The sequence below is a fragment of the Microbacterium sp. M genome (assembly GCF_045181065.1).
Taxonomy (GTDB): domain Bacteria; phylum Actinomycetota; class Actinomycetes; order Actinomycetales; family Microbacteriaceae; genus Microbacterium.
In genome coordinates, this window is record NZ_CP173721.1 from 2,485,685 (window position 1) to 2,498,763 (window position 13,079).

At 67.6% G+C, this 13,079-nt stretch carries 19 protein-coding genes and 1 tRNA gene; 12 read left to right on the forward strand and 8 right to left on the reverse strand.

Annotated elements, in window-relative coordinates:
- Positions 1-59 precede the first annotated feature (59 nt).
- Positions 60-1,316 (forward strand): MFS transporter, encoded by a 1,257-nt coding sequence (locus ACI7YT_RS12125; protein ID WP_406245782.1) that lies wholly within the window; start codon positions 60-62, stop codon positions 1,314-1,316.
- A gap of 3 nt (positions 1,317-1,319) precedes the next feature.
- Here ACI7YT_RS12125 and ACI7YT_RS12130 read toward each other — a convergent pair whose 3' ends face one another.
- The 7 genes from ACI7YT_RS12130 to ACI7YT_RS12160 are packed head-to-tail and all read right to left on the reverse strand — an operon-like array spanning position 1,320 to position 5,751.
- Positions 1,320-1,745 carry a hypothetical protein gene (locus tag ACI7YT_RS12130; RefSeq protein ID WP_406245783.1) on the reverse strand — a complete coding sequence of 142 codons (426 nt, stop codon included), beginning with the start codon at positions 1,743-1,745 and terminating at the stop codon, positions 1,320-1,322.
- Complete coding sequence (locus ACI7YT_RS12135; RefSeq protein ID WP_406245784.1) at positions 1,742-2,197, reverse strand: TadE family protein; 456 nt, start codon at positions 2,195-2,197, stop codon at positions 1,742-1,744. The genes ACI7YT_RS12130 and ACI7YT_RS12135 overlap by 4 nt, the downstream gene beginning before the upstream one ends.
- Positions 2,166-2,564, reverse strand: a complete 399-nt coding sequence (locus ACI7YT_RS12140) for a TadE/TadG family type IV pilus assembly protein (protein ID WP_406245785.1) — start codon at positions 2,562-2,564, stop codon at positions 2,166-2,168. The genes ACI7YT_RS12135 and ACI7YT_RS12140 overlap by 32 nt, the downstream gene beginning before the upstream one ends.
- A gap of 3 nt (positions 2,565-2,567) precedes the next feature.
- A complete protein-coding gene (locus tag ACI7YT_RS12145) occupies positions 2,568-2,765 on the reverse strand; it encodes a hypothetical protein (protein WP_406245786.1) in 198 nt (65 codons plus the stop codon).
- 51 nt (positions 2,766-2,816) lie between these two features.
- Positions 2,817-3,755 carry a type II secretion system F family protein gene (locus ACI7YT_RS12150; RefSeq protein WP_406245787.1) on the reverse strand — a complete coding sequence of 313 codons (939 nt, stop codon included), beginning with the start codon at positions 3,753-3,755 and terminating at the stop codon, positions 2,817-2,819.
- A complete protein-coding gene (locus ACI7YT_RS12155; RefSeq protein ID WP_406245788.1) occupies positions 3,752-4,612 on the reverse strand; it encodes a type II secretion system F family protein in 861 nt (286 codons plus the stop codon). Before ACI7YT_RS12155 ends, ACI7YT_RS12150 begins: the two co-directional genes overlap by 4 nt.
- The gene (locus ACI7YT_RS12160) at positions 4,609-5,751 is read right to left on the reverse strand and encodes a CpaF family protein (protein ID WP_406245789.1); all 1,143 of its coding nucleotides are present in this window, start codon (positions 5,749-5,751) and stop codon (positions 4,609-4,611) included. The genes ACI7YT_RS12155 and ACI7YT_RS12160 overlap by 4 nt, the downstream gene beginning before the upstream one ends.
- 161 nt (positions 5,752-5,912) lie before the next feature.
- On the opposite strand from ACI7YT_RS12160, the gene ACI7YT_RS12165 reads away from it, so the two are divergent.
- The gene (locus tag ACI7YT_RS12165) at positions 5,913-7,142 is read left to right on the forward strand and encodes an ankyrin repeat domain-containing protein (RefSeq protein WP_406245790.1); all 1,230 of its coding nucleotides are present in this window, start codon (positions 5,913-5,915) and stop codon (positions 7,140-7,142) included.
- A 173-nt stretch (positions 7,143-7,315) separates the two neighbouring features.
- Positions 7,316-7,397: transfer RNA gene (locus ACI7YT_RS12170), tRNA-Leu, on the forward strand.
- A gap of 21 nt (positions 7,398-7,418) precedes the next feature.
- On the opposite strand, the gene ACI7YT_RS12175 is transcribed toward ACI7YT_RS12170, so the two are convergent.
- Positions 7,419-8,519 carry a tyrosine-type recombinase/integrase gene (locus ACI7YT_RS12175; protein WP_406245791.1) on the reverse strand — a complete coding sequence of 367 codons (1,101 nt, stop codon included), beginning with the start codon at positions 8,517-8,519 and terminating at the stop codon, positions 7,419-7,421.
- A 90-nt stretch (positions 8,520-8,609) separates the two neighbouring features.
- On the opposite strand from ACI7YT_RS12175, the gene ACI7YT_RS12180 reads away from it, so the two are divergent.
- The 9 genes from ACI7YT_RS12180 (at position 8,610) to ACI7YT_RS12220 (ending at position 13,058) form a co-directional block, all read left to right on the forward strand.
- Positions 8,610-8,804, forward strand: coding sequence for a helix-turn-helix transcriptional regulator (locus ACI7YT_RS12180; protein WP_406245792.1), 195 nt, complete (start codon positions 8,610-8,612; stop codon positions 8,802-8,804).
- Between the two features lie 33 nt (positions 8,805-8,837).
- Entirely contained in the window at positions 8,838-9,275 is a 438-nt protein-coding gene (locus ACI7YT_RS12185) for a DUF6093 family protein (RefSeq protein WP_406245793.1), read from the forward strand.
- A 16-nt stretch (positions 9,276-9,291) separates the two neighbouring features.
- Complete coding sequence (locus ACI7YT_RS12190; protein WP_406245794.1) at positions 9,292-9,693, forward strand: hypothetical protein; 402 nt, start codon at positions 9,292-9,294, stop codon at positions 9,691-9,693.
- Between the two features lies 1 nt (position 9,694).
- Positions 9,695-10,147 carry a hypothetical protein gene (locus tag ACI7YT_RS12195; protein ID WP_406245795.1) on the forward strand — a complete coding sequence of 151 codons (453 nt, stop codon included), beginning with the start codon at positions 9,695-9,697 and terminating at the stop codon, positions 10,145-10,147.
- Positions 10,148-10,176: 29 nt separating this feature from the next.
- Positions 10,177-10,401 carry a hypothetical protein gene (locus ACI7YT_RS12200; protein ID WP_406245796.1) on the forward strand — a complete coding sequence of 75 codons (225 nt, stop codon included), beginning with the start codon at positions 10,177-10,179 and terminating at the stop codon, positions 10,399-10,401.
- A gap of 3 nt (positions 10,402-10,404) precedes the next feature.
- Positions 10,405-10,989 (forward strand): hypothetical protein, encoded by a 585-nt coding sequence (locus ACI7YT_RS12205; protein WP_406245797.1) that lies wholly within the window; start codon positions 10,405-10,407, stop codon positions 10,987-10,989.
- A gap of 12 nt (positions 10,990-11,001) precedes the next feature.
- Entirely contained in the window at positions 11,002-11,751 is a 750-nt protein-coding gene (locus tag ACI7YT_RS12210; RefSeq protein ID WP_406245798.1) for a hypothetical protein, read from the forward strand.
- Between the two features lie 126 nt (positions 11,752-11,877).
- Positions 11,878-12,633, forward strand: coding sequence for a hypothetical protein (locus ACI7YT_RS12215; RefSeq protein WP_406245799.1), 756 nt, complete (start codon positions 11,878-11,880; stop codon positions 12,631-12,633).
- Positions 12,630-13,058 (forward strand): hypothetical protein, encoded by a 429-nt coding sequence (locus ACI7YT_RS12220; RefSeq protein ID WP_406245800.1) that lies wholly within the window; start codon positions 12,630-12,632, stop codon positions 13,056-13,058. Before ACI7YT_RS12215 ends, ACI7YT_RS12220 begins: the two co-directional genes overlap by 4 nt.
- Positions 13,059-13,079: the final 21 nt, after the last annotated feature.

The window sequence follows — 13,079 nt, forward strand, 5'->3', positions numbered from 1 at the left end:
GCCTATCCTGCTTCGCGCGGCTGCGAGAGGCCGCGCCGCCGCGGGTAAAGTGGCGCGTGATGAGCAGCGCGTCAGCGGTCCTGAGGAGTTTCGGGCCGATGGTGTACCTGCCGACTATCCTGTTCTCGCTCGGCGAGGGCGCCGTCCTCCCCCTGATCCCCGTGATCGCCGCGAACATGGGTGCCGATGTCGCATCGGCCGCGCTGGTCGCCTCGGCGCTCGTGGTCGGTCAGCTGTGCGGGAATCTTCCGGCGGGTTGGGCCGTCGCGCGCATCGGCGAGCGGTTCACGATGGTCATCGCCGGAGTCATCTCGATGCTGGCCGTCGTGGGGATGATCTTCGCACCCGCGATCGGCGTCTTCGCCGCCGCGGTGTTCCTTCTCGGATTCTGCGCCGCGGCGTTCGGGCTCGCCAGGCACGCCTTCATGACGACGCGTGTGCCGATCGCGTTCCGCGCCCGTGCGCTCTCGCTGCTGGGCGGCAGCTTCCGTCTCGGGATCTTCATCGGGCCGTTCGTCACGGCGGCGCTCCTGCAGGTGTTCGGTGACGAGACGGCGGCGATCTGGTTCTTCCTCGCGTGCCTCGCCGTCATGGTGGTGCTGGTGCTCTTCGGTCCGGATCCGGAGCGGACCATTCCCCCGGTCACCTCGAACGGGACGTTGATCGAGGACACCGGGGAAGCCGTGTCCGGATCGATCCCGACGATCGAGCGCCCGGGGATCTTCCGCACGATGTGGCATCACCGTGGCGTGCTCGGCCGGCTCGGGCTCGCCGCGGCATCCCTGTCGGCCGTCCGCTCCGCTCGCCAGGTCGTCCTGCCGCTGTGGGGCGTGTCGCTGGGTCTGGATGCCCAGACGATCGCCCTCGTCGTCGGAGTCTCGGGCGCGATCGACTTCGCGCTGTTCTACGCGAGCGGCCAGGTCATGGATCGGTTCGGCAGGCTCTGGGCGGCCATGCCGGCGATGGTGCTGATGGGCAGCGGGTTCGTCGTGCTCTCGTTCACGCACGACGGGGATGCCGCGGTGCTCTGGTTCGGGATGTGCGCGGCGATCCTGGGCGTCGGCAACGGCCTGTCCAGCGGAATCCTGCTCACCCTGGGCGCTGATGTCTCCCCGAAGACGGAGCCGGCTGCGTTCCTCGGATCGTGGAGGACGCTGACGGATGCCGGCGGTGCCGTCGCCCCGCTCATCGTGTCCGGCGTGACGGCGATCGCTTCGCTGTCCGTCGCGACCGGACTGATGGGCGTGGTCGGATTCATCGGGGCCCTGGGATTCCTGCGCTGGATCCCTCGGTTCAGCCCTCGCCGGCGCGACTGAGACTCACCGCAGCGCGGTACGGCTCGTCGCCGATGCCTCCAGTGCCACGCCATCCGGCACGAACGGCGAGAACAGCGGCGGATGCCACGTCGACGCCACAGTGACCCGCGCCGTCACCCCGTCAGGAGCCTCGGCCGACACCAGTGTCGCGTCCCCCGGAACCGCGGCGACGACCGCCGCGGCCTGCTCGTGCACACCGGCGTCGCTGAGCACTGCCCGCGCGTTTTCGCCCTCCACGACGAGTGCGAACCCGTCTGATCCGGCGAGCGCCGCGGCATCCGCCAGGGAATCGAGTCGCTTCTGGGCGATGTACAGGTCGGTCGCGCACACGCACGCGAAGATCACGGCGATGGCCAGCACGGCATATCCGAGCATGAGCGGGAGGATGCTGCCGTCTTCGTCCGTGATCCGCTTCCGCAGCGCCGTCATCCGGATCCCCAGACCCGCGAGATCTTCTGGGCCGCTGCGGCTTCGACCGGAATCGAGGCGACGGTGTCGAGCCCGAGGACCGGCGGGACGAACGGAAGCGACACCCTGGTCGACACCGTCACGACGACCGTCGCACCCGGCGCGGGGCACGACGCGGATGCCGGCGTGCAGACGACGGAAACCTGCACGGCTGCCGGATCCATCCCGTACTCGTCGATCACGTCGGCGAGGATCGCATCGCCGCGGGTGGCGGCCGCATCGGCATCCGATGCCTGGCCCATGGCGCGCGCCGTATGGCGGGCGGCCGCCTCGGCACCGAGGGTCTGCTCCTGCACCGCACCGAGCGTGAGGACCAGGTAGACGAGCGGGACGAGCAGGATCACGCCGACGACGATGAACTCGAGTGCCGCGGAGCCGTCATCATTCCGCGCCCAACGATTCCATCGGTGCATCCGCTTCCACCTCCAGCCCGAAAGGGATCCCGATGAGTCCGAGCACCGGCAGTGCCGTGCGCACGCGGACGACGACGACCTCGTGGCCGGACTCGGCGCGTGCGCTGACGGTGATGTCCTCGGCGTAGTCGCCGCCGATCGCGGTGGTGATCACGTCGGCGGTACGGGCGGCGCCGTCTTCGAGGGCGGTGTCGGCAAGCGCTGCGTAGTGGGCGCCTTCGACCGCGGCGTCGTGCACGACGTTGCGGACGTACATCGCCAGCCCGAGCTGCAGCACCGCGAGCGTGAGCACCGTGAGGATCGAGCCGACGAGCACGAACTCGACGGGACTCGACCCGTCCTCGTCACGCACGATCCGGCGGAGCACGGCTCAGATCCCTGAGACGCGCGCGATCGCCTGCTCGAACAGCGATGTCAGTGCGGGCCCTGCCACCGCCCAGATGAGAACGACAAGACCTGCGGTCATCAAAGTGACGAGCACCCACCCCGGCACGTCCCCCGTCTCGTCCTCGATGAGGGCGCGGGCCTGTCCCGCGAGTCGGGCGCGCCACTGTCGCAGTCGATTCATGTCTGTTCCTTTCGTAGGGGTCTGGGAGATGTCAGAGGAGTCGAGAAGGTGTCAGCCGAGACCGAGCCGGAGGATGAAGAGTCCCGGAAAGACAGCAAAAAGAACAGAAAGAGGCAGAATCAGGAACACGAGCGGGAGGAGCATCAGGATCTCCTTGCGTCCTGCCTGCTCGATCAGCTCGCGCTTCGCGTCCTCGCGCGCGTCCGACGCCTGCGCATGCAGCACACCGGCCAGCGGTGCACCGTGTTCGAGTGCCGCGACCAGCTGATCCACCGCGCGGGAGAGGCCGGGAAGCTGAAGCCGCGATGCCATCTCGCCGAGGGCATCGGCGAGCGGAGACCCGGTGTTCACCGCCAGTACGACCTGGCGCAGTTCCTCGGTGAGCTCTCCTGATCCGACCGCGGCGACCCGGCGGATCGCGTCCAGCAGGCCTTCGCCCGCCGACAGGCAGAGCGCGAGGAACTCGAGCGTCGTCGGCAGCTCCTCGCCGAGCCGGGTCATCCTGGCTCCGGCCCGTGCGGTGAGGAGCATGTCGCAGCCCGCGGCCGCGCAGACCCCCGTCAGGATCGGCAGCACCACGGTCGGTGCCGACATCCTTCCGGCGAGCGCCAACGCGATGACGATGACGGCACCGGCGGCGAGCCCGCCGAGTCCCCACGCCAGTTGACGACCACGGAACGCACTCGCTTCGAGAGGGCTTCCTGCCTGCGCGAGACGCATCCGCAGGGCATCCCCGCCGCCCACCAGGCGCTCGAAGACGCCGCGCAGCCGATCCCACACCGTGCGCCCAGACACCGACAGCATTCCGGCGGTGGGCAGGATCCCCCGCGGCAGCAGCGCATCGGGAACCACGTCGCGCACGTATGGGGCGATCCGCACGCTCAGCGAAGCAGCGCGCCAGCGCGGCAGCGCAGCCAGTACGCAGAGAACGCCACCGGCGAGCAGCCCGCCGAGCAGCACCGCGATCGCGAGGTCGGTCACCGCTGTCATCCGAACCACCTCTTCGGTTCGGGAAGGCGTCCGACGCGGACCATGATGCGGAATGCCAGAACCGAGATCGCTGCACCGGCGACGATCACCAGCACGCCCTCCGGCGTGCCGTACGCCTCGGCGCCCTCCGGACGCATCACGAGCAGCCCGAGGATCACCCACGGCGCGACCACCCCGAGCACGGCGGCGCCGTGGATCCAGGACTGCCGCGCTTCGACCTCGCCGCGCAGAGCGGCATCAGCCCGCACGGAGGACGACAGTGCCCGCAGCACGCCCGTGAGGTCGGTGCCGCCGACCTGACGCGCCATCCGCAGCGTCTCGATGATGCGGTCGGCGATCGGGTCGGCGAGCGTGGCCTTCAGCCGATCCAGGCTCGTCTCGAACCGCCCGGTGGCACGCAGATCCCGCGCGAAGACCGCGAACGCGGGGCGCACGGCGTGCGGTGCCGAATCGGCGAGACCCGCCACGGCATCCGGCAGCGACAGTCCGACTCTGATCGCGGCGATGAGCAGGTCGCAGACATCCGGCCAGAGCTGGCGGCGGGCCTTGCGCAGTCTCAGCCGCCGCCCGCGGAGGTACGTGATGGGCGCGGCCGCGGCGGCGACCGCGGCGATGACGGCGAGCGCCGCAAGCCCGGTGATCAGCCAGACGATGGATGCCGCGACGGCCGCCAGCGCGACCATCACCATCATCAGTGTGCGCGAACGGACGCCGCCGAGGCCGGCCTCTTCGAGCAGGCTCGTGAGCGCGCCCGTGCGCTGTTCGGGCACGGGTGTGCGCTCGCGCGGCGGCCACAGCCACGGCGATGCGCACAACAGCAGACCTGCGGCGAGCGCAGCGCCGACCAGCAGCGTCATGCGGCCGCCTCCGCGCGATGGATCGCCCTGGTGATGATGCGTCCTTCGACGACCTCACCCGTCGGCGCGAGGACTTCGGCGACCCGACGTCGTCCTGCCGCATCCCTCGTGCAGTGCACGACCAGCGAGACCGATGAGGCGATCGCCGGCGCGATGAAGGTGCGGTCGATGTTGCGGCCGGCCAGCAGCGGCAGGATCGAGAGCTTCTCGAGCGCCTCGGCCGCCGAGTTCGCGTGGATCGTGGCGGCGCCGGGCACTCCGGTGTTCAGTGCGAGCACGAGGTCGAGCGCCTCGGCATCTCGGACCTCGCCGATGACCAGCCGGTCGGGGCGCATGCGCAGCGCCTCTTTCACGAGCCGCCTGAGCGTGATCTCGCCGGTGCCCTCCAGGCTCGCCTGCCGTCCCTGCAGCGCGACGACATCCGGCCCGTCGACGGCGAGCTCGAACGTCTCCTCCGCTGTGATGATGCGCTGCGTGCCCGCGCAGGAAGCCAGCAGTGCGCCCAGCAGGGTGGTCTTGCCCGCGTGCGTCGCTCCCGAGACGAGCACGCTCTGCCCGTCCGTCATCGCCGTGCTGAGCATCTCGGCGATGTCGGGGGGCATCGCGCCCTGCTGGACCAGCGCGTCGAGCGTCCGGTATCGAGGAAGGAACTTGCGGATGTTGACGGCCCAGCCGCCACGGACCACATCCGCGATCGCGACGTGCAGTCGCGAGCCATCCGGGAGCGAGGCGTCGACGAAGGGCTGGCTGATGTCCACCCGCCGGCCGGTCGACTGCAGCATCCGCTCGACGAGGTCGCGGATCACGGCATCCGTCAGCCGCAGGGGAATCCGCTCGGTCGCGCCGCCTCGCGCGACGTGGACCTGGTCGGTGCCGTTGATCCAGATCTCCTCGATCGCCGGGTCCTCCAGCAGTGGCTGCAGCGGCCCGTACCCGTTGACGGAGGCGAGAACCTCCCTCACCAGGGCGATCTCGTCGTCCACCATGGTTTCACCGCGAGACAGTGCGAGGTCGTTGTGGCGACGCACCTCCGCCTGCGCGATGCGTCTGGCCTCGATCGGATCGATCGACGGATCGGTGCGATCCGCGCGCAGACGCCGCCGCACTCGGTCGGCGACGACGGATGCTGGATGGCTCACCCGTGCATCCTCGCAAGAATCCGTCGAGCGCCTCGGAAGTTATCCACAGGTGAGATCGACGCGCATCATCCGATCGGCCAGTCGGAACGGACCGGTCGGGTGACGCGCGGCGTGCGCCGACGTCGCAGAATCGAAGCGACACTGATTCCGGGAGGTCCCTCATGCGCCGCAGACGATTCCTGCCCGCCCTCGCGGCGGCCCTCTCCCTCGTGCTCGTCGCCTGCACCGCGGACGCCGAGGGTTCCCGACCGAAGCCCCCTGAGGAGAGCACCGTGCACGAAGAACCTTCTGCCCTGCGAGCCGTCGACGCATCGCTGATCGCCGCGGCCTGGGCGAACGATCTTCCGCTCGCGGCCGACCTGATCGCCGAAGGTGCGGACGTCGACGCGCAGGATGAGACCCAGCAATCCGCGTACCTCGTCGCAACAAGCGAGGGGTATCTCGACCTGCTGCGGCTCACCCTGGCCGAAGGTGCGGACGTCGATGCCAAGGACAGTTGGAACGGCACCGGTCTCATCCGTGCCGCCGAACGCGGACACGGTTACGTCGTCGGCGCACTCCTCCAGTCGGGGATCGACCGCGATCACGTGAACCGGATCGGATATCAGGCGGTCCACGAGGCGATCTGGCTCGGCGAGGACACCCCGGAATACGCCACGACGCTTCGCGCCCTGGTCGCCGGCGGTGCGGAGCTCGACCGGCCGTCGGGCAGCGAGCAGCTCACGCCGCTGCAGATGGCCGAGCAGCGCAGCCGCGCCACCGCGGAGCTCACCCTCCGCACCGCGCTCACCTCGCCGGCGCCGGCAGATCCGGATGCCGCTCTGCTGGTGGCCGCCGAGTCCGGTGATGCGGATGCCGCGGCCATCGCGATCCGGGCCGGAGCCGATCTCGAGACGAGGGATGCCGAGCTGCACCGCACTCCGCTCATGCTCGCCGTCATGACCGATCGGGTGGCCGTCGCCCAGTTGCTCGTCGCCATGGGCGCCGAGCCGGACGCCTACGACTACCGCCGTGACACGCCGTGGGTCATGACGGGAGTCACCGGAAGCGTTCCGATGCTCGAGGCGCTGCTGCCGGGAAAGCCCGACCTCGCCATAGCGAACCGCCGTAGCGGAACCCCGGTCCACCCGGCATCCGAACGCGGCCACGTCGACTACGTCCGCCGCGCCGTACAGCTGGACATCGACCTGAACAGGGTCAACCTGAACGGGTGGACCGCTCTGCTCGAGGCCGTCGTCTTCGGCGACGGCGGGTCGGGGCAGCAGGAGATCGTCCGCCTGCTGCTGGCGGCGGGCGCCGATCCCGGCATCCGCGATGCGAACGGCCGAAGCGCGCTGGATCATGCGCGCGAGCGCGGCTTCGACGAGATCACCGCACTGCTGGGCGGCTGACCCCGGTCTCGGCGCCTCGGCTCAGACCATCGCTCGGCGGAACACCTCGGCCGCTCTCGCGACGAGGTCGTGGCTGGTGCGGCGAGTCTCAACCTCGGCATTTCCGGAAACCCGTAACGATTCCCCCGACCCGCGATACGTCCGCAGCCCCGGCTAGACTTGCAAAGCGCAGCGCGGGAGTGGTGAAACTGGCAGACACGCAGGATTTAGGTTCCTGTGCCTTCGGGCGTGTGGGTTCAAGTCCCACCTTCCGCACGCAGGGAACCCCAGTGTTTTCTAGGGCTTCCGAGGATTCTTACCCTTCTTTGGACCCACTTTGGACACAATCGCTCCAGATCGGGCCTGATCCAGGGCATCTCCAACCCGGTCCAAGTCCTCGTCGAACAGGTCCGCGTAGACGTCGAGAGTGATGGCCGCAGACTTGTGTCCGAGCATCCGCTGCAGGGCTTTCACGTTCGCTCCGCTGCTGATCGCCAGCGAGGCGGCCGTGTGTCGAAGGTCGTGCGGAGTGATCTCCGGGAAGTTCGGATCTGCCAGCCGCGCAGCCTTCACCGCACGCGCGAACCAGCCCCAGTAGACGTTCGGGGTCTTGGAGTGGTCGAGCCCGTTGCCGAAGACCAGGAGGTCTGGCGACCGAGAGGTCACGATCGGCTTGAGGCGCTTGGCGAGGAACTTCGGGATCGGCACGCTGCGCGCCTCGTCGTTCTTGGTGCTGCCCACGATGATCTTCCGGGCGACTTGGACCGCGTTCTCTTCGATGTTCAGCCGCCGGCGCTTGAGGTCGACGGACTGAACGCGCAGCCCGACCGCCTCGCCCCAGCGGATGCCGCAGTACGCGAGCGTGTAGATGAACGTCGCGTTGTCACCAGCGCCGAGCGCCAGCAGCTCCACCTGCTTGTGCGAGAGGTAGCGGCGGGGCTTCCCCTTCTTCTCCGGCAGGTGAACTCCACGCGCTCGGTGGCCAGGGATGCGTTTCTCTCGCACCGCGCGATCGAGGATCCCGATGAGGGTGCCGTAGTCGCGAAGGACAACTGTGGCAGACAGCCCGGACTCCACCATCGCATCGATCCAGGACTGCACGTCTTCGTGCTCGACCTTGCCGAGTGGCGTCGCGCCCCATGTCGGCTTCACCCGCAGGCGCCAGCCGATCTCGACCGGCCGATACGAGCTGGGCTTGAGGTGAACCTCTTTCGTCTTCAGCCACTCGATCCCCACCTCACCCACAGTCGCGCGCGCCTTCGCTGGGTCGACGAACTCGCCGCGCGCCTTGGACACATCCACGGAGGACGCGAACAGCTTCGCCTCCTTCTTGGTCGTGAAACCGCGCTTGGAGGTCTGCTTGTTGCTGAGCGTGCGGTATCGAACTCGGTATCGCACGCCAGCCGCAGTTTCATATGATTCAACGGTAGCCATTCCGTCATATTATGCGCTAATCTGATTTTACGCCACTTAAATTTGAGGAGGATCATGGACAGGCTGCTGACGATCGAAGAGGTTTCGGAGTTGCTCGGGATGACCCGAGGAGCCCTGGCGCAGATGCGCTACGAGGGCCGTGGGCCGAAGTACGCGAAGCTGAGCGCCAAGGCGATCCGCTACCGCGCGTCGGATGTGTCTGCCTGGGTGGACGGCGTGGTGCGCGCGAGCACAGCCGACGCCGCCTGATCGTAGCCTGTTTTAAGCGGCTAAACTGATGGGATGGCACTCTCCCCGATCTCCGATGACGCCGACTGGCCACTCGAGATTCTCGAGAGTGCACGTGAAGAGTTCAACGGAACCCTCATCGTCTCCAAGGCCGGAGAGCCCGGCGAGTTCGACCCCATCACGGGCGGCACGACCGGCGGCACTCCCCCGACTGTCGTCCTGGGGCCGCGCGCCGCACGCGCCCAGAACCTCGCCATGCCGAGCGAGATCAACGGCGGCGACAGCTGGGAGACGAAGCGCCGCTACCGATTCCAGTGCGAGATCCTGCCCGGCGACCCCTCGATCACCAAGGGTCTGATCGTCACGTTCGACGGCGGGCGCGATCCCGAGATCGAGAAGATGACCTTCCAGGTGCTCTGGGCGACAAACTCGTCCCACGCGGCGCTGCGCACGATCTACTGCGCGACAGAGGGCGCCCGTGTTCCGGCTTGAGTACACACCGCCCGACATGGACGCGATCCGTGAGGGCATCGAGCAGTGGGGCGACCGCCTCATCGAGGTGATTCACGATGCCGTCGAAGACGCCACCCTGCACGGCGAAGACCGCATGATCGAGATCCTTGAGACCGCCGTCACCAAGACCGGTCTCGAGCGTGCCGAGCGCGGCGGGCAGCCCGGTCGCATCGACAGCGGCGACATGCGCGACGCCATCTCGTCCGGCATCTGGGGCCCGCGCGACACCCACATCGAGGGCGAGTGGGGCTGGCTGAAGGAAGTGCTCGACTACTTCCTCTACCAGGAGAACGGCACGAGTGACTTCACGGCCATGGGAGCCCTGCAGGGCTCCTACGTCGAAGCTCGGGAGATATTCATCGAGCGGCTCCAGGCAGCCGGATTGAGAGTGAGTTGATATGGCAGCGCATGGACTCGCGGAACGCCGCGCAACCCTCGCCAGGCTGAAGACGATCAACGCCGGCCGCGCCTGGCAGGGCTCCGTCGACGACGACTACGAAGTCCCTCGAGAGCCGGGCACCGGCAAGGTCCTGCCGCACACGATCGTCGACTTCGGCGCTCCCGTGCGCTCGTCTCGGGACCGCAATCTGACGAACCCCGAGAAGGGGCAGCCGCACATCCTGCCGGCGAACATCGCGTGCGTCGCCGGCGACTACGACTCGGCCCAGGTGCTCATGGCTGCGGTATTCGACCTGCTCGTCGACTGGGCGCCGTCGAGCACCTCGGACCCGTGGGAGTCGAAAGGCGGCTACGGATCCCGGCGCGCAGCGACCGCGAACACCCCGACCCGTCACATCGAGGGGCTCTTCCTCGAGGATGTCGTCAACCAGGGAATCGACGCGCCGATTTAAGCCGCTTGAACGCGCCTACCATAGTTGTTATGGCTGACGCTACATGGAGACTGTATAGGCACCGCCTCACGGGCCTGGTGAAGTCGTACCACCCTCGAGTCGCGCTCGCAGATCCGAACCTCATCGAGGTCCCGGAAGGCTCCAAGCCCCTCGCCTACACAACCATCCCCCGCGAGGCCATCGACGCGCTTCGCAATGCCCAAGAAGACGAGTCGGCTGAGGGCGATCTCCTCGACGACGAGACGGAGGAGTAACCAGTGCCCGACAGGCTCATCAACGAGACGGATACCGTCCTTCTCATCCCGGCACACGAAATGCTGGGCATCCCGAACGCCGTCACGCCGACCGGCCTCACGCCGTTCGACGCGCTGACCGCTGCCATCCTGAACCGCTACGCGCCCGTGGTCACCACGTCCCACGCGAACGCGGGCGCCGGAGGCAACGTGTCCTGCGCGATCGTGTCCGATGGCTTCACCCTGAACCTGACCGACTCCGAGGAAGACGACGAGCGCACGCTCTGCGACCCCGGCAACTCGGTCGACCTGACGGACTTCAACTTCGACGCCGACATGACCGGCTTCCGGGACGAGACGCCCGGCAACGCGGACAGCGTGTTCGAGCTTTGGCGCCGACTGACGTTCGCCCCCGACGTGCCGTATCTGCTCGTCCACCGCGTCGGCTACGCCTCGACCGTACCGTTCGCCGTCGGCCAGGAGATCAGCATCTACTACGCCTTCACCGACCTCCCGGTCGACGTGCACGCGGACGGTGCCAAGCAGAAGATCCAGCAGGTCTTCGTGCCGAAGTCCGAGGCCGAAATCAACTACACGCTCGCTGCCTAAGGAACCAGGAACATGCCTCCCAAGAAGATTGGCTCCAACAAGAACACCGGAGTCTGGATCGGCCCCATCTCCGCCGTCGCGAGCGTTCTCGCGCCCAAGCTGGCTGAGCTGCTCACCCTCACGAACGTCTCCGAGGCGGTCAAGTGGGACGGCTACGACTTCGGCATCCAGGCGTCCGAGCAAGACGAGGACCGCGCGCTCACCGATGCGGCCGGCGCCGCGAGCCGTGGCTACGAGAACTTCGGTGGCGTGATCCCGTTCTACTCGGTCACCCCCGGCGACAACTCGTCCATCTATCGCCAGGCCCGCAACCTCGTCTCGACGCCGCACACCGAACTGGTCATCGTGACCCGCGACGGCTACCCGGCCTCGACGCCGTTCGCGGTCGGCCAGGTCGTCAACGTGTACCACGTCATCACGGACGCGAACGCGGAGCTGCGCGGCGACAAGAACCGGTACTACACGATCGACTTCAAGAACAAGGGCTTCGTCGGCGTCAACCGGATCATCCCGTCCGCGGTCCCCACCGCGGTTGCCGTCACTGGCGCCGCCACGGTGGCCGCCGGCGCGGTCATCCAGCTGAAGGCGGTCTACGAGGGCAACGACATCACGATCGGCGCCCAGTGGGTCACCGAGGACGAGACGCTCGCCATCGTCACGAAGCACGGCCTGGTGATCGGTGTCGCTGCAGGTGAGGTTGACATCCGGGCAACCTACCCCGGCTCGGCTGCCGGCGCTCCGAAGGCCATCACGGTTTCCTAGACAATCGCTACCTAGGATCACGAGGCGCCTCCCACAAGGGGGCGCCTCTTCCGTGCCCGATTTAAGCCACTTAATCGCTCCTAAACTGAAATAGCGACCATGACCACTGACCACAAGGAGCACGCAATGGGAAAGAAGTCCGCCGAGTTCGAAGCATTCGAGGAAGAGATCGTCGAAGAGGCGCGCGAGGGTTACGACCTGCGCGATCGGCTGCGGAACCGCCTCAAGCGCACGAAGACCGTCACCGTGTACACCGACGACATCGCCGGTTCGGAACTCGGCGGTGCGGAGGACTCCGTGGACGCCTACGGCATCCGTCACGGCCGCCGGCGCTGGGGCATCAAGGGCGAATTGGACCGTCTGGGCGAAGTCGCCACGGACCTCGAGCGTCGCCTCGTCAACCTCACGGAGATCCTGGACGAGAACCCGGATGACGCCGAGGCTGCCGCTCAGCGCGCCGAGGTCGAGGCCCACATCGCCACCCTCGCCGAGAAGGTCGCCGCCGAGCAGAAGAAGATCACCCCGCTCCTGAAGCGCCTCGAGAAGACGTCGCTGCAGTTCACGCTGCGCACGATCCCTGACCTCGTGATCCGCGACGCTCGTCGCAAGGCCAAGAGGAACCTCGGCATCAAGGGCAAGATCCCCGAGGTTCTGCTCGAGGAGTTCAACCTCGAGCACGTCGCCATCCTCGTCGCTGCATCGGTCGAGTCCTGGGAAGACAAGGGCGCCAAGCAGAAGTTCACGAGCCTGACCGTCGAAGAGGCGCGCGCCCTGCGCGACGAACTCCCGGTCGGCCAGTTCACCGTGCTCGACAAGGCGATCGGCGAACTGTCCTTCGAGGCGCAGATCAGCAACCTGGCGACTGACTCCGCGGATTTTTGACGTCGTACCTCTGGTCTGACGCCGGATCAGGGTACGTACTCCTCATCGAGGCGGCTGTCCGCAACCACGTCCGTCCGACCACGATGATTCTCGGCTCTGACAGCCGGAAGGCGTGGTCGGACCTCGACGTGCTCATCATGCAGGCGTACGAGATGTACAAGCGTGAGCAGTGCCAGCAGTGCTTCCAGCCGCGCTGGCTCTGCCACAACGAGGACCCGAAGCTGCAGGTCCGCATCAAGGAGGATCGCTGCTTCATCGCAGCGGAGATCGAGAAGGACAAGGCCGGCCGTAAGGACGAGGATCAGCACGGCATCTCGATCTACCCGGAGCCCTACCACCTCGACGGATTGCCGCTGCACAAGCTGCGTGATTCTTACCGCCAGCAGCGGGAGGCGGAACTCGCGGAGGCGGCGGAGGACGACTGACGCCCCAATTTAAGCGGCTTG